The sequence below is a fragment of the Bradyrhizobium sp. WBOS07 genome (assembly GCF_024585165.1).
GTDB lineage: Bacteria > Pseudomonadota > Alphaproteobacteria > Rhizobiales > Xanthobacteraceae > Bradyrhizobium > Bradyrhizobium japonicum_B.
In genome coordinates this window covers 1-23,632 of the sequence record NZ_CP029008.1, presented here as the reverse complement: position 1 = coordinate 23,632, position 23,632 = coordinate 1, and the positions used below count along the sequence as shown (strand labels likewise).

At 64.4% G+C, this 23,632-nt stretch carries 16 protein-coding genes; 4 read left to right on the top strand and 12 right to left on the bottom strand.

Annotation, left to right across the window (positions count from 1 at the left end):
- Positions 1–1,146, bottom strand: coding sequence for a glycosyltransferase family 4 protein (locus DCM79_RS00080; RefSeq protein WP_257177954.1), 1,146 nt, complete (start codon positions 1,144–1,146; stop codon positions 1–3).
- Positions 1,147–1,387: 241 nt separating this feature from the next.
- Here DCM79_RS00080 and DCM79_RS00075 point away from each other — a divergent pair, with 241 nt between their 5' ends.
- Both DCM79_RS00075 and DCM79_RS00070 read left to right on the top strand, forming a co-directional pair.
- Entirely contained in the window at positions 1,388–2,845 is a 1,458-nt protein-coding gene (locus DCM79_RS00075; RefSeq protein WP_257177953.1) for a lipopolysaccharide biosynthesis protein, read from the top strand.
- Positions 2,846–2,864: 19 nt separating this feature from the next.
- Positions 2,865–4,226, top strand: a complete 1,362-nt coding sequence (locus DCM79_RS00070; RefSeq protein WP_257177952.1) for a polysaccharide pyruvyl transferase family protein — start codon at positions 2,865–2,867, stop codon at positions 4,224–4,226.
- A gap of 26 nt (positions 4,227–4,252) precedes the next feature.
- Here DCM79_RS00070 and DCM79_RS00065 read toward each other — a convergent pair whose 3' ends face one another.
- The 7 genes from DCM79_RS00065 to DCM79_RS00035 all read right to left on the bottom strand — a co-directional run bounded on the left by DCM79_RS00065 (position 4,253) and on the right by DCM79_RS00035 (position 16,785).
- A complete protein-coding gene (locus DCM79_RS00065) occupies positions 4,253–5,380 on the bottom strand; it encodes an acyltransferase (RefSeq protein ID WP_257177951.1) in 1,128 nt (375 codons plus the stop codon).
- Between the two features lie 474 nt (positions 5,381–5,854).
- Positions 5,855–9,763, bottom strand: coding sequence for an RHS repeat protein (locus tag DCM79_RS00060; protein ID WP_257177950.1), 3,909 nt, complete (start codon positions 9,761–9,763; stop codon positions 5,855–5,857).
- Positions 9,764–10,237: 474 nt separating this feature from the next.
- Positions 10,238–11,629 (bottom strand): hypothetical protein, encoded by a 1,392-nt coding sequence (locus DCM79_RS00055; protein ID WP_257177949.1) that lies wholly within the window; start codon positions 11,627–11,629, stop codon positions 10,238–10,240.
- Between the two features lie 10 nt (positions 11,630–11,639).
- The gene (locus DCM79_RS00050) at positions 11,640–12,914 is read right to left on the bottom strand and encodes a glycosyltransferase family 4 protein (protein ID WP_257177948.1); all 1,275 of its coding nucleotides are present in this window, start codon (positions 12,912–12,914) and stop codon (positions 11,640–11,642) included.
- 29 nt (positions 12,915–12,943) lie between these two features.
- A complete protein-coding gene (locus tag DCM79_RS00045) occupies positions 12,944–14,281 on the bottom strand; it encodes a hypothetical protein (RefSeq protein ID WP_257177947.1) in 1,338 nt (445 codons plus the stop codon).
- Positions 14,281–15,459 carry a glycosyltransferase gene (locus DCM79_RS00040; RefSeq protein WP_257177946.1) on the bottom strand — a complete coding sequence of 393 codons (1,179 nt, stop codon included), beginning with the start codon at positions 15,457–15,459 and terminating at the stop codon, positions 14,281–14,283. The genes DCM79_RS00045 and DCM79_RS00040 overlap by 1 nt, the downstream gene beginning before the upstream one ends.
- A 222-nt stretch (positions 15,460–15,681) precedes the next feature.
- Positions 15,682–16,785 carry a glycosyltransferase family 1 protein gene (locus tag DCM79_RS00035; RefSeq protein WP_257180912.1) on the bottom strand — a complete coding sequence of 368 codons (1,104 nt, stop codon included), beginning with the start codon at positions 16,783–16,785 and terminating at the stop codon, positions 15,682–15,684.
- Between the two features lie 164 nt (positions 16,786–16,949).
- Between DCM79_RS00035 and DCM79_RS00030 the strand changes: the two genes are divergently transcribed.
- Positions 16,950–17,825, top strand: coding sequence for an aldose 1-epimerase family protein (locus tag DCM79_RS00030; protein WP_257177945.1), 876 nt, complete (start codon positions 16,950–16,952; stop codon positions 17,823–17,825).
- A gap of 6 nt (positions 17,826–17,831) precedes the next feature.
- Here the strand turns inward: DCM79_RS00030 and DCM79_RS00025 are convergent, their stop codons facing one another.
- Complete coding sequence (locus DCM79_RS00025; RefSeq protein WP_257177944.1) at positions 17,832–18,680, bottom strand: MBL fold metallo-hydrolase; 849 nt, start codon at positions 18,678–18,680, stop codon at positions 17,832–17,834.
- Positions 18,681–18,988: 308 nt separating this feature from the next.
- Complete coding sequence (locus DCM79_RS00020; protein ID WP_257177943.1) at positions 18,989–20,149, bottom strand: acyltransferase; 1,161 nt, start codon at positions 20,147–20,149, stop codon at positions 18,989–18,991.
- Positions 20,150–20,640: 491 nt separating this feature from the next.
- On the opposite strand from DCM79_RS00020, the gene DCM79_RS00015 reads away from it, so the two are divergent.
- Complete coding sequence (locus DCM79_RS00015) at positions 20,641–21,372, top strand: response regulator transcription factor (RefSeq protein ID WP_257177942.1); 732 nt, start codon at positions 20,641–20,643, stop codon at positions 21,370–21,372.
- A gap of 10 nt (positions 21,373–21,382) precedes the next feature.
- Here the strand turns inward: DCM79_RS00015 and DCM79_RS00010 are convergent, their stop codons facing one another.
- Both DCM79_RS00010 and DCM79_RS00005 read right to left on the bottom strand, forming a co-directional pair.
- Complete coding sequence (locus tag DCM79_RS00010) at positions 21,383–22,141, bottom strand: transglycosylase SLT domain-containing protein (protein ID WP_257177941.1); 759 nt, start codon at positions 22,139–22,141, stop codon at positions 21,383–21,385.
- A 51-nt stretch (positions 22,142–22,192) separates the two neighbouring features.
- Positions 22,193–23,326 (bottom strand): S9 family peptidase, encoded by a 1,134-nt coding sequence (locus DCM79_RS00005; protein ID WP_257177940.1) that lies wholly within the window; start codon positions 23,324–23,326, stop codon positions 22,193–22,195.
- Between the last annotated feature and the right edge of the window lie 306 nt (positions 23,327–23,632).

Genomic DNA, 23,632 nt, shown 5'->3' with positions numbered 1-23,632 from the left:
TCAGCTCACGGTACGGCCGGCGAGCCTGTGATAGGATCCCAGCAATTGCTCGGCGATGTGGTCCCAGTTCAAGATGCCGGCGGCGGTCTGGCGTGCGCCATCGGTCAGTGTCGCGGCAAGAGGCTTCGAGGTCAGCACGCGCTCGAGAGCATCGGCCAATGCGGCGGCGTCGCCCGGCGGGACCAGCAGCCCGTTGACGCCGTCGGTGACGACGTCGGGGATGCCGCCGGTGGCGCTGGCAACGACGGGACGGGAATTGCCGTAAGCCGATGCAAGCACCCCGCTCTGCGTTGCATCCTTGTAGGGCAGGGCAACCACCGTGGCGGATTGAAACAGCCGCCCGGTATCCCCTGGCGAAATATAGGCGTTGATCGTCTTGACGGTCGGCATCGCCGCCATCCGCGCGCCGAGCCGCGTCATCTCCGGGCCGCGGCCAGCGACGATCGCCTCGTGGGCTACGCCGCGCCGGGTCAACATGTCGATCGCGTCGATGAAGACGTCGAGGCCCTTGTATGCCCACATCCGCCCAAAAAACAGGATGCGCGCGGATTCGGGTGCGGCGATCGCGCCTCCTGCGGGCGGAACCATGAGCACGCCGTGCATGCTGGAAACCGTGTCGCCCTTGAAGTCAGGTGACGCGCGGCGAAAATCCGCGATGCAGCTTTCCCCATGCGTCGTGACAACAGATGCGGCCGCGCGCATGCGTTCACGCCAGGCATCCTCGCGTGGCGAGGTGCCCGAGCCGCCTTCCGAATGCGGAATTGCATCGTGAACGGTCAACACCAAGGGAATGCCGAGCGGACGAAGGAATTGGATCAGCTTGGACGTGTAGATCTCCGGAACTTCGTGACAATGAATCACGTCCGGACGAAATGAAATTATGTCGAGGAACGAGGCCGGGATGCCGATCGCGCCGCCGCGGCGCAGGCTCAGGTCGCGAACCCGGGTCTCGAAGGGAGCCGCCACGGCGATATCTGCCAGTTCCCATTGCTGGTTGGCATCCTTGCGGTTGAGCACGAGGCGAACGTCGCAATGGTGAGCCAATCCGGAGGCGAGCCGATAGGAATATTCCGCAAAGTGCGGTGCGTAGATGGCCACCCGCAAACGCTTGGAGTGACGGAGAGAACGCGGAGCGGGCGAATTCATCAAGGCATCCATTTTGCATCACATCGCAAAGGTCGATTGAAGTGTAGTCCACGATTTGAACTCACTTCCACTCTAAATCGGAATCGTGAAGGCACTCATCTGGTTGCCATCACTCCGTCGTAATGTCCGGAGCAATCACTGCTCCGCAGTGATCGAAGACGGTGACGTCGCGGCAGCATTCATGCCACGTCATCTAGCCTGCGATTGTGGTTGGATCTGTCGGAATTGGGTCGAATTGTTGATGAACGTCACGCAACGCAAGCAACATCAGGTCGTGGTGGCGTTGTTCTGGTCACTCGCCCAGAATTGGGGCGGCCGCGCGTTGTCGTTCGTGCTGTTCCTGGTGCTGGCGCGGTTGCTCAACCCGGCCGATTTCGGCCTGGCCGCGCTGGTCGCCTTCATCCTGCTGCTCCTGAGCTCCATCGCGGAATTCGGCTTCGGTGACGCGTTGATCCAGCGGCGGACGCTCACGCCCGCCGACGTGACGCTGCCCTTCTTCTGCTCCTTCGCCGCTTCGACGCTTCTGGCGGTTCTGATTGTCCTCCTTGCGTCGGATATCGAGCATTGGCTCGGCGTGCAGGGGCTCGCGCCGCTGCTGACGGCCGCCAGTCTCTCGCTTCCGATCGGGACCGCGACCCTGTTCCAGGAGGCGCTTTACAAGCGCCAGATGGATTTTCGCGTGCTAGCGGTCAGGACCATGGTGGCAACCGCCGTCTCCGGCGTCGTGGGGATCGCCTGCGCCTATGCCGGGTTTGGCGCTCTCAGCCTCGTGATCCAGGTGGTCGTTCAGAGCGCGATCAGCGGCTTGTGGCTCTGGAGCCAGCCGCGCTGGCTGCCGATGCGCGGCCACGACATGAAGAGTTTCCGCGAGCTCTCCGGCTACAGCATCCACGTCGTGCTGAACAGGCTGCTGGACTTCGCCATCGTGCGCACCATCGACATGATCATCCTGACGCTCTACGGCGTTGCGGCGCTTGGGATCTATACGGTCGGTGCGCGGGTCTACATCATCCTGATGCAGCTGCTCACCCAGGCGGTCATGGACGTCGCGCTCAGCGCATTGTCCAGGATCGCGCACGAGCGGGACCGCATCGCGGCTGCCTACTTGCGCAGCGTCAGCCTCGGTGCGCTGGTCGGGTCTCCGGTCTTTGTGCTCCTCGCGGCGATCGCGCCGGAGTTCTCCCTGCTGCTGTTCGGCGCGAAATGGGGCGGCAGCGAAGCGGTGATGCGGCCGTTGATGCTGATCGGCGCGGTCCAGACCGTGCAGTTCGTCAACAGTGCCTATTTCGGCGCGCTGGGCAAACCGAACTACGTCTTTCTGCTCAATATCCTGAAGTTCTGTACGGTCGTGCCGGCGATGTTCCTGCTGCCGTCGCGCGACATTGGCCAACTGGCCACGATCTTCGCGTTCTCGCAGCTCGTGGTGACCCCCGTGACATTCGCGCTGGCGCTCCGGCTGCTGGGCTTGAGCTGGGGCCAGTTTCTGCGTCCCATTGCGGGCTGCCTGTGTGCGATCGTTCTGGCTTACGGCGCGGTCGTGCTGTGCCGGGAGGCGACGCCGGGCATGAACCCCTATTTGCGGATCGGACTGCTGTCGTCCTGTTTTGGGGTGACCTACCTGACGGGCCTTCTGCTGCTCTGGCGCAAGCAGGTCCTGTCCCTGATCGATTTCGTCGTGAAGCGCGGTGCGACCGCTTGATGCAGACGAGGAGGAAGTCGTGAAGCAATTGATCCCCGTGCCCGTACGCAGGCAGCTGCGAGGCTGGCTCAACAGCGCGAAGAATACGCCGCTGGCCCTCGATCTGCTCGAGCTGCGCAGGTGGCAGATCGCGCGGAAGGACGTCGGCGTCAACGGCGCGCCGCGCAACAATCCGCGCCGGCTCGTCGTGCTCCCCTCCGATCCCTGGAGCGTCCATCAGTCGCGCGGCGACGAGGCCATGATCGAAGCGGCCACCGGAGAGGTGAAGCGGGCCTATCCCGATCTCGAGGTCTACATCGTGACCGCGACCGCAGCGGCCAGCGCGGACGTGCGCGCGATGGGCTTCAAGCCGCTCGAGCTGTGGAGACAGCCGTTCTCCTACGAGACGGTGGCGCAGGAGCTGTCGCTCACTAGGCCGGATTTCGGGCTGATCCTGGGGGCCGACGTGCTGGACGGCTACTATTCGCCGGTGGATGCCGCGCGCATGCTGCTCGTTGCCGATCTGATGGCGGCGTTCGGCGCCAAGGTCAGCGTGCTCGGCTTCAGCTTCAACTCCCGCCCGGCGAAAGCATTGCGCGAAGTGTTCCGACTGCTGGATCCCGGCGTGGTCCTGAACCTGCGCGATGCGATATCGCTTCGGCGGTTCGACGATTTCGCCAGGAAGCGCGCCCATCTGGTCACCGATGCGGCGTTCATGCTGACGCCGCGGGCGGATACGGCCGCGGTGAAGCAGATCGCGGCCAGAATAGCGCGGCAGCGCGAGCAGGGCCGCAAGGTCTTCGTCTTCAACATCCATCCGATGTTGTTCAAGAAGCCGGAGCCGGCCAAGCTGCGGCAAATGATCGAGCTGGCGGCGGACGCCATGCAGCTTCTGTCTCGCGAGCACGATGCAAGCTGGGTGCTGCTGGCACACGACTATCGCCCCGAGATCGCCGACGACAATTGTCTGCGGCCGCTGGCCGACCGCCTCAAGCCCGTGCTCGGCGATCGCGTGCACCACGTCGATCAGGCGCTGTCGGCGGGCGAGATCAAGGCCGTGGTGGGTCTGGTCGACGGCGTGATCACCGGCCGCATGCATCTGGCGATTGCGGCGCTGGGGCAGGGCACGCCGGTCGCGGCGATCACCTACCAGGACAAGTTCCAGGGCCTGTTCGCGCACTTTGGCGTCAGCGAACAGCTCTTGTTGTCGCCGTCGCAGTTCCTCGTCGGCGATAGCTTCGAGACGTTCCTGCTGAACTTCCTCGGCGCGCACGAAGCGGTCGGCCAGCAGGTCCGTCAGGCCCTGCCTGACGTCATGGAATTGTCCCGCGCCAATATCGCGCCGTTGCTGGGTGAAAGCGCGATGCGGATCGTGCCGGCGGCCGACGGTAAGGTCGCCTGAACGCGTTCACGTCATCGGCAGGGCAGTCAGTTGACTGCCCGCTCGGTGTTGTCGAACCGCATCGAGGTCTCGGCGGCCACCGTCTGGACCTTGCGCGAGGAGGGAACGCCGGTGTCGGCCCAGCGATTGATGAGCCGCCGTGCGGGATTCTCGAAATAGGCGTAGGTGCGGTCCGCGATGACGGTCAGGACCACACAGCATGCCAGGGCGTAAAGGCCGAACTGATCGGGGCGCAGTCCGAGCCAGGCCCACAATGGCTTGAACACGGCAATGAGAACGGCGTCGTGCAGCATGTAGATCGCATATGAGGTGTTGCCGAGCCGGCCGAGCAGGTGGGCGCCCGGAAACTGCTTGAAGGCGCTTTCGCCGACCGCCGTCAGCAGGATGGCGCAGGAGAACAGCAGGATGGCGAGGTCGGGCTTGGCGAAGACGTTGAGGACGAGCACGGAGAGGCCGAACACGCCGATCCCGGCGAACAACACCGGCTTGCGGCGGTAGGGGCCTGACATCCGGAACAGAATGGCGAGCAGGATGCCGTTCAGGAAGCTCGGCAGCGCGCGCAGCATGCCGTAGTCGAAATTGGCGCCATACATCTGCGACCGCTCCTGCCAGATCGGCAGATGGCCATGGGCGAGGACCAGATAGAGCGCCGCCACGATTGCAGCGAGGACCATTGGTTGGACCTTGCGCGCAAACAGCATCAAGAGCGGAAAGATCAGGTAGCAGAAGAACTCCGCGCTGATCGACCAGGACGGCGAGTTGAAGCTGAGGTGATCGGTGACGCCCCAGGCCTGGATCAGCAGGATGTTGTACAGGAAGTCCAGCGGGGTCGAGCGGGCGGTGCGCTCCAGCCCAACGCCGATCAGCACCACGAAGATGAGCAGGCTCAACAGGTGCAGCGGATAGATCCGCGCAATACGCCGGATCATGAAGCGGGAATAGGCTGCCACGCCACGTGCGTCGGACGGGTAGGAGTAGGAAATCACGAAGCCGGACAGGATGAAGAACATGTCGACGAACAGGCCAAAGGACCCGTTCCAGGCCGGCGAGATGCCCGTGTCAATCAGCTTCAGGTGGAAGATGAAGACCCCGAGCGCGGCGACGAAGCGGTAGAAGTCGAGAACGACGAAACGTCTTGCTTCACTGGCTTCCATCGGGCCTCGGAGTCCTTGCGCGGGTCATCGCCGTGTCTAGCGGCGAATTGTGACGCAAGTTCGCTGAGCGCGTTCGCCGATGCGGCGCAATCGCGGCAGCCCGTCAGAATTCATAGCAGGGCTATCGCGGTTGCCTTATTGGCAGGGCCGCGCTTGCTTCGCCTCTCCCGCTTGCGGGAGAGGCCGACGCGCTCGCAGAGCGCGGCGGGTGAGGGTTCTCGCAGCGCAGGGACATACTCGGCAGATTCCCGACAGCCCCAACGCGGAGACACCCTCTCCCCAACCCTCCCCCGCAAGCGGGGGAGGGAGCCCACTGCGGGTGCCGCCGCATTATACACAATATATGAGATTGCCCTGGACTTCATGGGAGCCATCCAATTCCCGGCTTCTGCTCAGCGAGGAGGCAATCGCCCAACAAATGAACGGGGCCGGGATCCTGCACGGTCCCGGCCCCCGAAGCATGCTGGCGCGTGCTCAGACGAACACGAAGTCGTGGCTCGTCAGGCTGGAGACATAGACGTTCTTCAGCAGGATCGAGTCGGTGGCGGAGAACGTGATGAGCGCGTTCGTACCGGACTGCGTCATCTGCAGGTGGCTGTAGTCTTCGGCCAGGAGCTTCGAGATCTGGATCACGTCGTGGGTCGTGCCGTCGCCGGCCTGGAAGTTGAGGATCTGGTCCTGGCCGTGGTCGTAGGCAATGGTGGTCGAGCTCGGTGCGGCCGAGAACACGTCGTTGCCGGCTCCTCCCTGGATCGTGACGCCGCCGGCGACCGCCGTGACGTTGTGGGTGCCGTCGGCCTTGGTCTGATCGAAGAACTGCAGCGCGCTCGCGCTGTTGTAGTTCTCGTGCTGCGTGGTGCCGGCCTGGCCGTTGAAGTTGAATAGGAAGACGTCCTTGGAACCATCGGCGTTGTTGGCGATCTCCTGGGTCTTGTTGCCGGCGCTGTTGTAGATGTCGGTCAGCTTGCTGCCGTCGTCGTGGATTACCTGGGTATAGTCCAGCGTGCCGTCGGCGTGGGTCCGGGTGAGCTCGACCAGCTTGCCCGAGGCATCGAGGTGCTGATGCTGGGTGGTGTAGGACTGCCCGGTGACGTTGTAGTTCCAGTTGTCCTGGCTGCCGTCGGCATTCTTGATATAGGCCGCCGTCTTCACGCCGGCGGTGTAGACGGTCGTGGAGCTGTAACCGTCGCTCTTGGTCGTCACCTCGTTGGTGATGACGCCCTTGGCGTCGTACCACTCCGAGGTCTTGGTGCCGTCGGCACTCTGCTCCAGCGTGAAGGCCAGGCTGTTGTCGGCGTGAGTGCGCACGATGTTGGTGAGGAAGCCGGTCGAATCGTAGCTGTCGTGCTCGTTCGTGTAGGTCTGGCCGACGATGTTGAACTGGTAGACGTCCTTGGAGCCGTCGGCGTGGTAGTCGGTCTGCAGCTTCTTGACGCCGGCCGCATCGTAGCTGGTGACGACGCTGCTGCCGTCGTCGTTGACGACCTGGGTGTAGTCGAGCGAGCCGTCGGCGTGCCAGCGGGTCACCTCCGTCGTCTTGCCGGTGGGGTCGAGATGCTGGTGCTGCGTGGTGTAGCTCTGGCCGGTAATGTTGTAGCTGTAATTGTCGTGGCTCATGTCGGCATTGGTGATGTAAGCCGCGGTCTTCACGCCGTTGGTGTACACCGTGTTCGAGCTGTAGCCGCTCGGCTTCTCGAGCACCTCGCTGGTGAGAACGCCCTTTGCGTCGTACCACTCGGTGGTCTTGGTCCCGTCCGTGCTCTGCACCAGCTTGAACGCCATGCTGCCGTCGGCATGCTTGCGGATCAGCGTGGTGAGGAAGCCGGTCGCATCGTAGACGTCGTGCTCGGTCGTATAGTTCTGGCCGGTGATGTTGAACAGGAAGACGTCCTTGCTGCCGTCGGCGTGCAGGTTGGCTTCCTTGATCCGCGTTCCCGCGGCATCGTAGTTGGTGATGACGCTGCTGCCGTCGGCGTTGATGACCTGCGTGAAATCGAGCGTGCCGTCGGCGTGCTCGCGGGTCACGGCCGTGATGTTGCCTGACGGATCGACGTGCTGGATCTGCGTGGTGTAGCTCTTGCCGGTGATGCCGAATGCGTAATTGTCCTGGCTGCCGTCGGCATATTTGATATAGGTGTTGGTCTTGACGCCGTTGCTGTAGGTCGTCGTTGACATGGTGCCGTTCGCCGTCTGCACGACCTCGCTGGTGAGAACGCCGGCGGCATTGTACCAATCGGTCGTCTTGGTGCCGTCAGTGGTCTGGACCAGCTTGAAGGCGAGACTGCCGTCGCCGTGCAGGCGCGTCAGGCTGGTGATGAACCCGTTCGCGTCGTAGTCGTAGTGCTCGGTCGTGTAGTTCTGGCCCGCGATGTTGTAGGTCCAGACATCCTTGCTGCGGTCGGCATGATAGGTGGTCTCCCCCAGCTTGACGCCGGTGGCGCTGTAGGTGGTGATCACGCTGCTGCCGTCGCTGTTGTAGACCTGGGTCGAATCCAGCGAACCGTCCGCGTGGCTGCGGATCACCGAGGTGACCTTCCCCGAGGCGTCGAGGTGCTGCACCTGGGTGGTGAAGCTCTTGCCCGTGATGTTGTAGGTATAGTTGTCTTGCGAACGGTCCGCGTTCTTGACATAGGCGGCGGTCTTCACGCCGGCGGTGTAGAGCGTGGTGGAGTAATAGCCGTCGGACTTCTGGACGATTTCGCTCAGAAGCGTTCCGGCCGTGTTGTAGGTGTCGGTGGTCCTGATTCCGTCGGTGCCGACGTGGACGAACTTCGTCATCACGCCGCCCGTGTAGCTGATCAGATCCTTGGAACCGTCGGAGTAGGCCACGGTGGTCGAGGTCGGCTGCCCGCTCGAGTTCAGGCCGGTATCCGACTTCGACAGCAGCGTTCCGCTCGCATCATAGGTCTTCGTGCTGCTCCAGGTCGAGGCGGTGTTCGTCACCGCGAACGAGTAGCCGCCCTGGATCTTGGACAGCGCGCTGCCGTAATGGGCGATGATGTAGTCCATGGTCGCCTTCGAGGCGACGGGCAGGACGTGCGAGTCGGTCAGCGTGATGGTCTGCAGCGCCGTGGAGTCGCTCAGGTCGGACAGCTCAGGCACGATTTCGGCCGCCGTGCCGCTGACGCTGGTCCTTGTGTCGGGCGGAGTCGAAGTGGCCGGGGGCGCGTCGATCTCGATGATCAGCGGGTGGTCGCTGACCGGAATCGTGATCGAGCTGACGTCGGTGTAGCTGGCAATCGCCGTGGTTCCCGTCAGGGTGTCGTACACTTTCACCGAATGATGCACGCCGCCGAGGTTCACGGTGACCGTCTGGGCCGTATTGGTCAGCTCGGTATCGGTGGAATCGTTCCAGAGCTTCGGCTCCGCCCACACGACGAGTTCGTAGGCGCCGTTGCTCTTGCCGAGCACCATGCTGTTGCCGGTGGCCGGCATGTTGCTCAGGGTGTAGTTCAACGGATCGGTCGGCTGCAGGCCGCCCTTGCCGTCGTCGGCCAGGATGGACGTCAGGTTGTGAATCGCCGTGGCGGCGAGCTTCGGCGTCCCGTCGGAATTGAACAGTCCGAAGTTGGCCTCGGGATTGGTGTTGCCGGCGGACGAGTCGCGATCGAACAGCTCGTAGAGATAGGTCGCGCTCACCCCGGCCTTGTAGGCATCGACCAGGGTGTTCAGGATCGATTTGGCCTGCACCGTTTCGTTGACGCCGAGATATTGGGTGTTGGCCTGCGTGGTGTAGCCGGTCTCGGTGATGACGACGGGCTTGCCCGGCGCCGCGGTCATGACGGCGCTCAGCGTCGCCGAAATTGAGCTGCTGGTCGTCAGGCTGGTGCTGACATAGGCATGGGCGTTGGCGTAGTCGACCGAGCCCGACATGTCGCCGAGCTGGCTGTAGCCCTGCGGATCGTTGTAGGCCAATGACAGATTGAAGACGGGGATGCTGCCGAGCGTGGCATTGGCATTGACGGCCTGATAGAGCGCGCTCTGGAACTGGGCTGCGGCGGTGAGGCTCGAGCTGCCGTTGTAGCTGAAGGGCTGGTGATTGGCTTCGTTGAGCCCTTCGATGGCGCTGATGCTGCCCGCATAGGTCGTCGCGAACTTCTCCAGCGAGGCGATGTATTTCTGCAGTCCGGCCGTGTCGGTCTGGGGCAGGGCGGACGACACGAGGAAGTCGAACTTGTAGCCGGCTGCGGCCAGTCCCTCGACCACGGGTTGCGCAGCCGGGCTGGTTCCCATCGCGTCGCGGAGATGGGTGACGCCGAGATACTCGAGGTTGTCGACCATCATCGCGAGATTGTTGTAGCCGGTCCATCCGAAGCCGGCGTGCGTGTTGACGCCAATGGAGTTGATGAAGCCGCTGGCGGACAGGATGGTTTGATCGGACATTGCACACTCGAGTTTCAGCGCGAGCGAGAATGCTCGCAGGGATTTGCGTTCAAGCTTCTCTGTGGAGTGTGAATTTCAGATAAAAATCGAAGCTGCAAATCGCGAGCGAAACGAGGTTCCTTGTGCAGGAACAGACTTGCCCGTTGGCAGCAGAATGTTTGAGCGATGCCGGATCGACGTGGCGCGAGAAAGGCGCTTTCAAGATTTTCTCGATTTGCGCTGCTGAATGTATGCGCAGGCGACGCAGAAAGATTTTGCAATTTTTGTTGGGAGCGGGCTCACGCGACTCGCTTGTCGCCGTTCTCGGTACGTCGTTCGCACGCGAAGATCGCAGATGCCGCTTCCGTGGGCGGTTAAGGCATGCAATATACCCGCAAGGGTTGTGTATGCTCAGAGATGGTGCAGACGCTCCTTGTTGGCGACGCCGGTTCCTTGCCGGAACCCGGCGTGCACGACAGACGGTCGGTGCGCAAATCAGCCGCGGCGGGCCAGCATCAGGAAGTCGCCGCGCCATCCGATCACCGCCGTCGCAATCGCGGCGATCAAGATCTTGCCGGCGAGCCACGTCGTGGGCTCCGTCGGCAGTGAGCCGAGCGATCCGATCAGGAGTGCGGCCACCAAGGCCTGCATCACCAGCGGCCAGCGCGGGAACGCCTCGAACCGCAGGGTCGGGCCGAGTGCGACCAGGATCGTCGCGAACGTGGCGACCGCAGCCCAGCCGACGGCCCCTCGCGGCGACAGGCCGGCCGACACCGCGACCAGGGAGACGGCCACCACGACGGCGAGCTGGCCGGCCGCGACGAGCACGAGCCTGGTCGCCAGCTTCTCGAGGTGGGGGACGACCGCGGCCGTCGCCTGCAAATGGGTGTGCAGGAAATAGAAGGCGGCGACCATTGGCGCCGTCTCCAGAAATCCAGCCAGGCTCGCCTGGGGCACCAGGATACGTGCTGCGTCCGGAATGAATCCGATCAGTCCGCCGAGCAGCACGAGGGTCGTGCAGATCATGAATTCGAACATCCGGCGCGCCGACTGCACCGATCTTGCGCTGCCTCCGTGTTCGAAGTCGTTGACGACCTCCGGATAGCTCACGGTGTGGATCGCCGCATTGAGGACCCAGAACGGGCGCTGCAGGAGGTCGAGCGCCATCGAAAATCCGGCGCCGGCTCCCGTCGCGCCGAGCCGGCCGAGGATGACGACGCGGAGCAGCACCGGCACCGACAGATGGATGACGGATGCGCCCGCCGCGAGCATCCCGTAGCGGGAGAAGTCCTTCCAGTCCGCCAGCATCCTCTGCAACGGCACCCGCTCCATCGGCGTGCGATATGCGGCCAGGCCGGCGAGGAGGCCCAGAACGTGCCCCGACGCGATGCCGAGCAGCGCCGCTTCGGCCGTCCCCGAGAACACGCCTGCCGCGACAGCACCGGCCAGAAGCCCGGTGGCACGCAGCGCAAGCAGGAAAGAGGCGATGCCGAGCCGGTCGGACAGGCGGACCGACAGGAAATAGAGGTCCGTCAGGCCCTGCAGGACGGAGATGCCCAGACCCAACGCCACGATCCCTGTCGGGAGCACACTGGCCAGAGATGCGCAGCCGCCGACCACGACCAGCGCCGCCGCGCTCGACAGGCCGGCTGCAAGCAGCGACCACCTCAGCCGGGCCGCCTCGTTCTCCTTGGCTGCCGCCAGAAAGCGCAGTCCCGCCAGCTGCAGCCACTCGAACATCAGGACGCAGAGCAATTGGCTCGAGGCCAGCGCGAGGGAAAAGTTGGTGTAGTCGGCGGCGGGCAACAGATGGCTGATCGCGAAGATCAGGATGATCGCCGCGGCGCTCTGATAGACGTAGCCCGCCATCGCCAAGAGACGTGTCATCGCAGGCGTGTCATCGCGGAATGAGGCGCTCCTTGCCGACGGCCCGTCCCTGCGGCGCTTCATTCGTCGCAGCGCGCATGCGCGACATCCGCTGTTCGCGCAATTGTTCATACAGGTTCTTGTATGAAGACAGCACGTCGGCAAAAATCCACTTGTTGGTATCCGCGATCAGGCGTCGGCTGATCTCGTCGATCTTGTGCGGATCGTCGGCGACTGCGAGCATGCTCCTGGCCAGGGATTGCGGATCGGCCTCGGTCAGCCAGCCCGTCACGCCGTGCTCGATGACCTCGGGCATGCCGCCGAAGCGGGTTCCGAGCAGCGGCCTGCCGGCCGCCTTGGCATCTGCAACGACCAGTGGACCGGGGTCGTGCCAGATCGAGGGCGCGACCACCACGTCGACCTGCCTGTAGAAATCGTCCGGCGCCACGAAGCCCATGAACTCGATGCGCGCATGCGGCGCGATGGCCTTCAGGCGGCGCTGCTCCTCCTCGCTAACCCGGCCGGCGATCATCATCCGGATGCGGTCGGGGGGCAGCATGGCGAGGGCATGCATCAGGTTGTCAATGCCCTTCTCTTCGGTGAGCCGGCCGATGAATCCGAACGTCACCTCGGTGGTGCAGACCGGACGGGGATAGGGTTCACGCGGCGGCTCGGTCGAGGCGTTGCGGATCACGGTGCGGATCGGCGTGTCCGCGAACATGCCCATGTCGGTATGAATCGACAGGACGCGTTCGCTGACGCCGACCACGGCGCTGAGCCAGTGCGTGGCACGCTTGCGATGAAAGGTCAGAACAGCGCAGCTCGTGCAGGTGTGCTCGCAGGACCGTCCATTGTCGAAGCGGGAGCAGCGCGGGCAGGTCAGATAATAGTCGTGAAGCGTGTGAAGCACGGGAACGCCGAGCTGGGCGGCAACCCGCCATATCGCGGTGGTGAGGCCCGACAGATTGTTGGAGTGCAGCACGTCCGGCTTGAAGGCCCGGATGCGTTCCGCGATCATGGGGGCCTGCATCTGCCAGTCGTCGACCGCGTGCCAGATGCTGCGCAGCGCGACGTTCTTCTGCTCCGTGAAGGGCAGATACACGTTCCGCACCGGCGCGGAATAGACGTTGATGCCGTCGCAGGTTTCCGGGGCCTGCTCGGGCCTGGACGAGGCCCGGATCACTTCCACCTCGTCGCCGCGTTGCGCCAGGCCTTCGGCGAAACGACGAGCAAAGATCTCCGCGCCGCCCACGATCTTGGGTGCCTGAGGCGTCGGATAAAGCGTGGACGTCAAAAGAACTTTCATCGCGTCAACCTCATGTCTGTAAATAGGCTCTACCGCGCCGGCCTGATCTCCAGGGCAGGAACGGCACTGTCATTGGCTGCAATCAGAACCGGAGTGCTCGAGACGGGAATCCAGACCCCGGATGCAGGCCTTGCCGCCTGGTCGCACGGCATCGCAAAGCTCGCCCCTTGCGGATCCCCCTTGAGCCGGATTTCGTAACGTCGGTCCGGAGTCTCGGACCAGACCGCAATTCTGCCGCCCGCGGTCGTTGATGCATTGATCGACACGACGCCGCTGGCGAGCTCGCGACGTTCGGCACTCAGGCTGGAGCGGATGAAGGCCCAGGCGCCCTGCACCGCGCAGGCCACGGGCTTCGGCGAATTGTCGAAACGATAGAGCCCAAAATTGTGCTCCAGGTCCGATGGATTCTGTCCGCTGTCCTTGAGCTCGTAGAGCCACATGCCCTTGAGCCAGCGCGCCGCGGTCGATGCCCACAGGATCAGCTGCGCACTATTGTCGGCCTGGGCCTGCTCGCTGACGCCGCATTTATTGCTCGCCGTGGTCCAGCCGGTCTCGGTGACATAGATCGGGAAGTCGGGGTTTCCGCTGGCCTGGCCGACCAGGCGGTGAAACGCCGTCAGTCGCTCGATGATCTCGGCCGAGGTGCGCTTGCTCGGGCCCATGCAGAAATTGTAGAGATGGATCGAAGCGCCGTCGGCATATTGAAGGATGCCGGATCGCAGCATCTTCTCCGTCCAGGTCCAGCCAAGGTCGTCGCCGAGCGCACCGACCAGGAACGGCGCATTCGGCGCAACGCGCTTGACCGCCGGCCGCGCGACTTGCGCGAGTGCCAGATAGTTCTCCGGCGAGAACGCGGCATCCTTCTTCGCCGCCAGGTTCCATTCGTTCCAGAGCTCGAAGAGCGGCTGCTGCGGCAAGACCGATTGCGCCGCCGCCGCGGCATAATCGGCGAACCGCTGCCGCGCCTCGTCGGTGGTGGGCGGCGAGGAATTCGGAACCAGGTGATGACCGAACGCAAGGATCAGAAGGGGCCGCGCGACGCCGGACCTGACTTGCGATTCCAGCCTGCCGAGCCTGGGCGTGAACCCCATCCGGCGTCCCCCCGTCTCGAAATCGGACCAGGGAAAATCATCGCGGAAGGCGTTGAGGCCGAGCTGCTTGATCTGGGCGACGTTCTCCGAAGGCACATATCCGCGAGCGCTCACCGGGCCGCCCAGGCCCTGATGCGTGCCGACGCCCAGCAGGAATCGGGCATCGAGCGGCTGCGCCTGCTGAGCGCAGACGGAGACCGGCAGAAAAATGGATGCGATGAGGCTCGCGAGGCGGAGACTGTCGCGAACCAAGGTGCGTGGGAATAGCGGAGCCATCAGAAATTCTTGGAGAGATCCGACTGCAGTCCCGCCTTCGCCTCGACCGGTGTCTGGTCGTTCTGCAGCAGCTCGAGATAGACCTGCTGCAACTGCCCATGCGTCTTCTGAACGTCATACAGCTGCTTGAAGCGGTCGTAGCCGCGCTGTCCCAACACCCTGAGATCGAAATCGAGGGCCCGCCGAAAACCGTCCACGAGCGGCTGAACGCCGACGGGCTCGCAAAGCACGCCGGTGACGCCGTCGACCACGATCTCGGGCAAGGCTCCGCTGCGGAACGCCAGGATGGGTTTTGCCGCGCGCATCGCCTCCAGGGCAACGAGGCCGAAGGCTTCCCATCGTGACGGGATCACGACGAGATCGGCGGCCTCGAGCTGGGTCTCGATGGTCGGGCGGTCGAGCCAGCCCAACAGGGTGACGTTGGACGGGACGCTCGGACCTTCGTATTTGTTGACGACGGAGGCGCCGATCATGCGGATATCGAGCACGTCTTCGAGCGTGCGCGCCGCCTCGATCAGGAGATCAAAGCCCTTCTGACGGTCGAGCCGTCCGATGAAGAGAACCTTGACCTTCTTGGAAGTCCAGTCCGCGGCGAGAGGCTGCGGCGAGCGCGTCTTCGAGATGCCGTTATGGACGATGGTGAGCCGGTCGGCAGGAATTCCGGCGCGGACGGCTTCGTTGAACTCGTCGCCGGAGATGCAGATGATCCGGTCCGACGTTCGTGCCAGAAGGTTCTCCGCCGCCTTCGTCACCACGTGACTGAGGCGGCCGGTCTCGCGCGAAAACGCCCAGCCGTGCGGGCAATAGACGACGCGCGGTCCGTCCGAGCGGGCTGCAAGCGCGGGACGGAGCACCAGGCCCGCGAACGAGGAATGCAGGTGCACCACGTCCGGCTTGAAGGCGTCCAGCGCCTGCATGCTCGCGCGCAGCATCTGGAATAGTCCGGCGACGCTGCGGCCGGATCGCTCGAACGTCGTAATCTGGTTGTCATCGATCCCGGGGAGATCGCGGCGATGATCCGAGGGCACGATGTAGTGCACGTTCTCCGCGCCGAAGCTTGCCTGTTGCTGCGGATGCAACTCGTTCAGATAGCTCGCAATCCCGCCGCGAATCGTCTCGGCGACGTGCAGCACTTTCATCGGTTGCCTTGCATAGGGCTGCGTCGGAGAGCCGGACATCGTGTATCCCTGTTCTGTGTTCGCGAGTGCGAAACACAGTTCCTCGAATACGTAGCGATAATGGGGCAGCGATGTGGTGATGTTGCGCCATGCGCATTGCGCGCGCGTTTGTCACGGCAACGCAAACATTGTGTGGAACAACGCGAAGGCGCCCGCGTTGCAGCAAGTTGCAAACTGTTTGTGCGAAAACCGACGCGCGTAATAGGTGAAATGCATCGAACTTCACGCAGCGCTGGCAACGCTTTCCGGTGGTGCGAGATGCTCGAGCAAAGACTTGGCCGATTTTTGCCACGAATAGAATGCGACGCGTTCCTGCTGCCGTCGTCGTTCCTGCTCCGAGATGGCGCCGGTTGCCAATCTTTCGAGCATGAGTTGCTTCAATGCTTCGGCATCATTGGCGTCAAAATACGCAGCGGCGTCGCCGCACGTTTCCACGACCGCATCAGCCCTCGAGGCGATGACGGGGCAACCGAAGATCATGGCTTCGAGCGGCGGCACGCCGAAACCCTCATAGAGCGAGGGAAACACGAATGCCGCTGCATGCGCATAGAGCGCTGCAATCTCGCTGTCCGTCAGTCGTCCGGCCAGCAGCAGGCCGGAAACCCCCTGGCCCGAATTGTCCTGAAAGACCTTGCTGTTATCTCCGCCGACGATGACCAGCGGAACGTCGGCCCGATCGAGCAGCTGAACGGCGCGGATCGCCACGGAAAGATTCTTGTTCTTGGTCTTCGATCCCACGAAAAGGAAGAATTTCTGCGGCTGAACGCCCAGCCTGGCAAGAATGCCGGGGTCGGGCTTCGTCGCCGCGAAGTGTTCGGCGCTGTTGGGAAACACCGGAATGCGCGATGCCGATAGATTCAGCACGTCGGCAAGCTCGCGGCGGGAGAAGCCCGAGACCGTTGCGATGGCTGCGTGGCGCGCGAGCAGCCGGCCCATCGTGCGATGGGCGGTCAGATAGCGCCAGTTGAAGAAGTCCGGCCTGCGAAAGACCTGAGCGTCGTGGATCACGACAATGTGGTCGCGATGGAAGACGGGGCCGGAATTGGCCAGGCTGATTAGGCGGCCTCCTGCCGCGGCGCGCGCCAGGTCGATCTGGTCCCAGGCATGACCGCGCAAGCGGCCGACGGTGCGGATCTTGATTCGGTCGAGATCGAGGCTCTCGCTGGCGTCCGCCGGCGTGAGCAATTGCCAATCAGCGTTCCGCAGCGAGGCAGCAGTGTGCTCCGACGCCAGCAGCGCGTCGATCGCCTTGACCATTTCAGCGGCATAGCGCTGAACGCCCGTGATCTTTTGCGACAGAAAGCGCCCGTTGATGAAGAACTTCAATTGGCTACCATGGGTTTCATCGGCTTTCGGGTGGTGGACGAGCCCCACAGGAGCAATCGTTAGGTACGGAAATATGACGCTGCTCTCAGCCCGCCGCCAAAACGCTCCGACGGCACCAGCGGAGCCGCCTTGCTGCGTGTGGGGGCGCGGTGTAGATGTCGGCCATGAGTGACGATACCCACACTCTCCGCAGCGGCGGACTTGCCAGCACCATCATGGCGCACGGTGCCGAGCTGTGCTCGTTGACGGACGGCACCACCGAATTCGTCTGGCAGGCGGGACCGGAATGGCTGCGCCATGCGCCATTGCTGTTTCCGATCGTCGGGCGCCTCGCCAAGGACGAATTGCGGCATCGGGGCAAGACATACCGGATGACCCAGCACGGCTTTGCGCGCGACAACCGCTTTGCATGGACGGAGCGCGGCGAGCAAAGCTGCACGCTGGTGCTCGAGGACAACGAGGCGACGCGTGCGCTCTATCCGTTCGCGTTCCGACTGACCGCAACCTATACGCTCGACAGCGCGGGCCTCGATCTGACGCTCGTGATCGCCAACACCGGCAAGGAGACCTTGCCGGCTTCGATCGGCGGACATCCCGCGTTCAACTGGCCGCTCCAGGGCGGACTTGCCAAGGAGAGCTATTCGCTGACCTTTGCGAGCGTGGAATCGTCTCCCGTCCGCCGCCTCGATGGCGGATTGCTGCGCCCGGCAACGGAGCCGAGCCCGGTCAAAGGCGCGGTGCTCCCCTTGTCCGAATCCCTGTTCACCGACGACGCCGTCATTTTCGACCGGATCGAGAGCAACGCGGTCCGCTATGCCGCGCCCACCGGCCCCTGGCTCAAGATGTCATGGCGCGGCTTTCGCGAGCTCGGCGTCTGGTCGAAACCATCCGGCGCGCCATTCCTCTGCATCGAGCCCTGGCGCGGCTATGCCAGTCCAGCCGGATTCGACGGCGAGTTCAGCGACAAGCCCGGCCTGATGCACATCGCAGCAGGCGCCGAAGAGCAATTGTCGTTCCGGATCGAGATCGGATCGAGCTGAGGGCGCTCAGACTTCGATCCGCGTGAGATCCTCGCCGAGCACGACGGGGCCCGCATAGTCCCGCCTGACATCGTCGAGCAGCGCGTTCAGCATGACGTCGTTGGTGCGCGGCCGGTGATGGGTCAGCGCGAGCTTCTTGACGCCGGCCTTGGCCGCGACCTTGCCGACGGTATCGCCGCAGGCGATCGTGAATTTCGCAAGGCGGCGAAGGTGCTCGTTGTTGATCTCCGGCGTTGCGAGGAAGCAGCACTGGACGAGCAGATCGGCCCCCTGTGCCAGCCGCTCCAGCCCGGGGCAGGGGACGGTGTCGCCGGAAATTGCAATGACCTTGCCCTCCGCTTCGAAGCGGTAGCCGAGACACATCCAGCGCGCCAGGAAGGCCGGCTGCATGTCGAGACCATCGCCGTGCGAGACCAGCTCGGCGCTGATCTTCCAGCGTCCGGCGTCGAGAACGGGACCCGGTACGATGTCCGTCGCGACGACGGGTTTCCAGCCGCCAAGGGTCGGCTCGCCCTGATCCCGCCAGGCGATGTCCTTGTCGTAGACCTGCGTGACCAGCGTGTTGACGAGCCGCTCGGTATCCGGCGGTCCGTAGACGCGCAAGGCGCCCTTGCGTCCGTGCATCCATGAATTCAGCATCACATCGTAGAGGTCGCCGATGTGGTCGAAGTGATGGTGCGTGAGAAAGACCGTGTTGACCGCGCCGAGTGGAATGCCGGCCTTGCTGAGCTGCAGCACGACGCCGCGGCCAGCATCGAACAGGATATTCTCCTCACCGAGCCTGATCAGCGTGGTCGTCGCCATGCGGCGCGGGTCCGGCCGCGGGCCGCCGGTGCCGAGCAGTATGACCTCCATGGTGCCCACTCCAGCGTGAAGATGCTTCACAGTAGATACGAAGGCGGCCATGAAGCAAGCCGCACCGGAGTGGCAGAGCAATCGCATATGGGAGCGATCTCGCCTGTGGCCATCCTTCGAGACGCCCGCCTTCGGCGGGCCCTCAGGATGAGGACCGGGTGCGCGGCACCAGTTTCAACGAGCACAATGATAATTAGCCTCATCCTGAGGAGACCGCGAAGCGGTCGTCTCGAAGGACGAGGCGTGCCCACAGATCCCTCAAAGCGCCATAAGCGATAGACCTGGGGCGGGTGAGGTAGGGGCCTCGTTCAGCTCATGCCGGCCGCAGTCGCGGCGATGATTGGGCGGAGGCTCGCGCGGCCCGATCCCGCCATTGTCAGGCGATGCGCCAGGTCCTGTGCGCGCCGTTCGACCAGATGCCATGTCGCGCGTGCCACGAGATAGCTCAGCGCGGCGGTGACGACATAGGCGATGAGCTGCGAGATCAGCCCGTCCGCGAGCGGCCAGATCTGACGCAGGCCGTAGATCACCGCGAAGTGCGACAGGTACATCGAATAGGAGTTGCGGCCGAGCGCTTCGAGCGGCTGGAAGCGGACGGCAAGCTTGATGCAACCTGTCACCAGCGCGCCGAGCACGAGATTGATCATGAGATAGTTGAACTCATGCGAGCCGGTGGCGCGGTCGGCGACGAAGGACAGCGCGATGAAGACGGCGAAGATCGCGGCGTCGGATCTGGTGAAGCCGTCGCGCAGCGAGAAGAACAGCGCGCATCCGATCAGGAACACCGGAAGCTGGTTCAGGAAGCTGAGATGCAGCGTGGTCCAGACGAACCCCTCGTGGCCGGGACCGTAATAGGCCGCGAACAGCGCGAAGGCCCACGGCTTGAACAGGCAGACATTGACGAGATGCAGCACGATCGCCAGCGCGAGATAAAGACGACGGCGCGACCCGAACGCGGTGATCAGAAGCGGGAAGACCAGATAGAAGGTCATCTCCGCCGCGATCGACCAGTCGCCGGGTACCACGCTGTTGACGCTGTCCGGCCAGAAGCCGTGCAGGAACGTCGCGGTCAGGATCACTTGAACCGGTCCGATGCCGCCGGGCGCGTTGTCGCCCGGTCCAGTGCCGTTGATGGCGAGGTAGATCGGGATCGCGAGCCAGAACAAAGGCGCGATGCGAAGGAAGCGCCGGATGTAGAACTTGCGGGTCGGATTGGTCTCGCCGCTGCGCTGCGTCCACATCAGGCACATCGTCATGGCGCTGACGAAGTAGAACACGTTGACGCCGGTCCAGCCGCACATGAAGGCGAAATCGACGGCGCGGATGTTCGACGGAAATGCCTGCGAGACGTGGATCGCCATCACGCCGGCGATGGCGAGGCCGCGTATTAGATCGAGCGTGTGCGAACGGGCGAATGGCCGGGTGCCGAGTTCGGTTCGGCCGGCAGCCAATCGGGTCTGCTCCTGCATCACGCCTGCTCCGTGGTTCTCATTGTGCAGGCCGGACCATAGAGGGGCAGGCTGGCTTTCCGAAGCCGAAGGCCTTCTTTACGTTAACCGGCGGTCGGGCCCCCGAGACGAAGGCGGGATCGATTGCTACCGGCGAGGCAGCAGCGATCCTGCGCATTGATGCCCCGGATGAGAAGTGTGGGCCAATTCATACTTAATGCATCAAGACCATGACCAATATTGTTTGCGCGCCATAACGCGCCTAATATTGCGGCGGCTAGTTTCGGGGGCTCGAACAGGTTGTGAATGTCCGTTCACATGACAGCGCGTTGCGCGGCGGCTTGAATCTCCAAGGCGGGCCGCAGGCCATTCAAGGCGGGCCGCAGGCCATTCAAGGCGGGCCGCAGGCCATTCAAGGCGGGCCGCAGGCCATCCAAGCCGGGCCGCAGGCCATCCAAGCCGGGCCACAGGTCATCAAAGCCGGACCGCAGGCAGACAGGACACCCAAGACCGTGGTTGATTCCGCAATTCGGGAATTGCGCCCCGCCGGCCGCGAGCGGCTGATCGTCGTCGAGGATGATCCGGTGACGCGGACCATGCTGGTCGGCTATTTCAGCGACAACAATTTCGACGTGGTCGGGGCCGGCTCCTGCGCGGAATGCCGCCAGGCGCTGCGCGGGCGCACCGATCTCATCTTCCTCGACGTGCAGCTGCCCGACGGCGACGGCTTCGAGCTCGCCAAGGAGATCCAGGCGACCAGCAACGCTGGCATCATCTTCGTGACGCGCCGCGACACCGACGTCGATCGCATCCTCGGCCTGGAGATCGCCGGTGACCATTACGTCACCAAGCCGATCAATCTGCGCGATCTGCTCGCGCGCGCCCGCAGTGTGCTGCGGCGGCGCTCGCTCGACCGCAAGGCGGCGCGCAACCACAATTCGATCGCCTTCGGCGACTGGATCATCGACCTGACCCGGCGCGAATTGCTCGGCAGCGACGGCAAGCCGGTGTCGCTGACCCGCGCGGAGTTCGACCTGCTCGCGGCGCTGGTTGGCGCCGACGGACGGCCGCTCAGCCGCGACTATCTGATCGAGGTCGTCAGCAACCGCCAGGCCGAGGTCGATATCCGCACGGTCGACGCGCTGGTGGCGCGGCTGCGCCGCAAGCTGGTCGGCAGCGGCACGCCCGTGATCACGACCGTCACCGGCGTCGGCTACAAGCTCGCGCTCAGCGAGCGGCTGTAGGGCATCGTCTTCAACGCGCTGCGACGCGCTTCCACTTTGCCTCGATGCGAGCCTTGATCTTGCTGACCTTGGCCTCGTGGGCCGCCCAATAGGCGCGGCTGGCAGCCGCGGTGCCTTGACGATAGCGGGCATAGACGGCTCTGGGCTGCACCGGCACATTCGGGCGGCTCGCCGGCTTTGCCGGAGCTGCAGCCGCAGCCGCGACAGGGGGCGCCGGATCCGGAACAGCCACCGCTTCGGCACCGGCCAAGGTTGAATTCATGGCGGCAAGGCGGTTGCGGGCCCGGTTGCAATAGACCTGCGACCGCGGCGTCATCGCTTCCTCGCCATGGCCTGCCCGGTATTTCATGAGGGCGCGGCAGATATCCCCGCCGGCCAGACGCCAAGCCTGGCTGAGATAAAGCACCCCGTAATGGATGTTGATGTCGGGTTCGGCAAGTTCTGCCTCGCTGCCCCGGAAGCCCAGCATGGCGGCCGTGTCGGGCCGTACCTGCATCAGGCCGATTTCGCCGGCGCTGCCGATCACGGCCGAATTGTAGCCGCTCTCGACGAAGACGACCGCTTCGGCAATGTCGGCCGGCAAATTGGTGCGCGCGGTTTCTCTCTCGATGATCTTCCGGATCAGGGCCCGGGATGACGGCGTCTCGCCTGCGCCGAGCTCCGTGTTGCCGTCTGCGGCGTGCGCGCAGAGCGGGGCCGACAGCAGCAGGACGGCCGCCACGGTTCGCCACGCCGCGCAAAGATGTAAGCCTGCCCGATCCCACCGCATCGCTCCGTCATAGAGCGCCGGAGTTAACAAACCGGCTCCCGCGCGCGGCGGCTAGCGGGCGCGGGCGCTCTGATCGGTGGAGGTTTGCGACGGGCCGGCCAGGCGGTCGTCGACCGCATAGAGCGTGCAGGTCGGTGACCATTTCAGGCAGGCGGCCAGCGAGTCGCGCTGGGCCTCGCCGGCCGTGCTGCGTCCCGCGCGCCAGCCGTAGCCGCCGTTCGGCGACACCGCGAAAGCCTTGTGCGGCAGCATGTTGGCAAGATAGCGCGCGAACTCGGCCCGCGCGGCCTCGTCGAGCTGGCGCGGTGGCGGCAGGGAATCGGGCGGGCTCAGGATGTCGCGACTGAGGAGGCCGCGCTCGCGCAGGAAGGCGTCGACATAGGGCGTCCATTGCGGACGGCCCGCCACCGAATAGAGATAGTGGCCTTCGTCGCCGTAGGACGGCGCCGCGATGAATGTCGCGTTGCCGCCGCCGGCGCGAAATCCGTCATGGAGACGGCGCGCGAGCTCGGGGCCGAAGTAGGAATCGTTCGCCGCATAGACCCAGAGCGTCGGCACGCGCGAGGTCTTGCCGAAACCCGTGAAGGCCTGCACCAGCCCGCTCGGATTGCAGACGTCGTCGTCGTCGCGCGAGCCGCGGCCGCCGGCGAAGTTGATCGCGGCAACGAGACCGGGCGGGGCCTGCGCGGTGAGCGCGATCGTTGCCAGCCCGCCGGCGGAATGGCCGGCCGCGATCATCCCCGACGTCGTCACGTCGGCCCGGCGCGCCATCGCATCGATCGCGGCACGCAGATCGGCAACCGCGACCACGGCTGCGGGCAAATAAGCGGCCTTCGCGCAGCCGCCGACGCTGTCGATGCGTCCGCCGGGCGAGGTGCCGTAGCCGCGCCGCATCACGACCAGCGCGGCAAAGCCGCGCCGGGCATATTCCAGCGCGATGCCGTAATATCTGTGGGCCGACATCGTCGCGCGGTCCTCGAAGCTGCGCGGCGAGCCGTGGCTGAGCAGCGCCAGCGGATAGCGCTTCGCTCCTGCCGGGCGGACCAGGAAGGCCTCGAGCCCCTGCGGCCCCGCCTGCGCCATGGGAATGCGCAGGTCCTCGATGTAGAATTCGGCGGCGCGCACCGGTGCCACCACCGCGACGAGGCCGGCGATCAGCAGAAGCAGCTTGCGCGTAAGAGCCATAGGACGATTCGACCGGCCTCGATGGCGGCAAACATAACATGATCTCCTTACGCGACCGTGAGCCCGCAGTCAGCCACGGTGATCCCCGGGGGATGAGGGCAGGGCAATCGCGTGGCAGCGATCTCGCCCGTGGCCATCCTTCGAGACGTCCGCCGTTGGCGGGCCCTCAGGATGAGGCTGCGGGTGCACGTGCGTGTAGCGTGTAGCCCGGATGGAGCGGAGCGCAATCCGGGGCCGCTCCCCCGGCATGCTCCGCTTCCCCGGATTACGCTTTCGCTCCATCCGGGCTACGGGACCGTGCCCTGT

What these genes read in the sequence shown, in the direction of transcription:
- DCM79_RS00080 (WP_257177954.1), bottom strand. Translation starts at nt 1,146, where the DNA reads ATGAATTCGCCCGCTCCGCGTTCTCTCCGTCACTCCAAGCGTTTGCGG.
- DCM79_RS00075 (WP_257177953.1), top strand. Translation starts at nt 1,388, where the DNA reads ATGAACGTCACGCAACGCAAGCAACATCAGGTCGTGGTGGCGTTGTTC.
- DCM79_RS00065 (WP_257177951.1), bottom strand. Translation starts at nt 5,380, where the DNA reads ATGGAAGCCAGTGAAGCAAGACGTTTCGTCGTTCTCGACTTCTACCGC.
- DCM79_RS00060 (WP_257177950.1), bottom strand. Translation starts at nt 9,763, where the DNA reads ATGTCCGATCAAACCATCCTGTCCGCCAGCGGCTTCATCAACTCCATT.
- DCM79_RS00055 (WP_257177949.1), bottom strand. Translation starts at nt 11,629, where the DNA reads ATGACACGTCTCTTGGCGATGGCGGGCTACGTCTATCAGAGCGCCGCG.
- DCM79_RS00050 (WP_257177948.1), bottom strand. Translation starts at nt 12,914, where the DNA reads ATGAAAGTTCTTTTGACGTCCACGCTTTATCCGACGCCTCAGGCACCC.
- DCM79_RS00045 (WP_257177947.1), bottom strand. Translation starts at nt 14,281, where the DNA reads ATGGCTCCGCTATTCCCACGCACCTTGGTTCGCGACAGTCTCCGCCTC.
- DCM79_RS00040 (WP_257177946.1), bottom strand. Translation starts at nt 15,459, where the DNA reads ATGTCCGGCTCTCCGACGCAGCCCTATGCAAGGCAACCGATGAAAGTG.
- DCM79_RS00030 (WP_257177945.1), top strand. Translation starts at nt 16,950, where the DNA reads ATGAGTGACGATACCCACACTCTCCGCAGCGGCGGACTTGCCAGCACC.
- DCM79_RS00025 (WP_257177944.1), bottom strand. Translation starts at nt 18,680, where the DNA reads ATGGAGGTCATACTGCTCGGCACCGGCGGCCCGCGGCCGGACCCGCGC.
- DCM79_RS00020 (WP_257177943.1), bottom strand. Translation starts at nt 20,149, where the DNA reads ATGCAGGAGCAGACCCGATTGGCTGCCGGCCGAACCGAACTCGGCACC.
- DCM79_RS00010 (WP_257177941.1), bottom strand. Translation starts at nt 22,141, where the DNA reads ATGCGGTGGGATCGGGCAGGCTTACATCTTTGCGCGGCGTGGCGAACC.
- DCM79_RS00005 (WP_257177940.1), bottom strand. Translation starts at nt 23,326, where the DNA reads ATGGCTCTTACGCGCAAGCTGCTTCTGCTGATCGCCGGCCTCGTCGCG.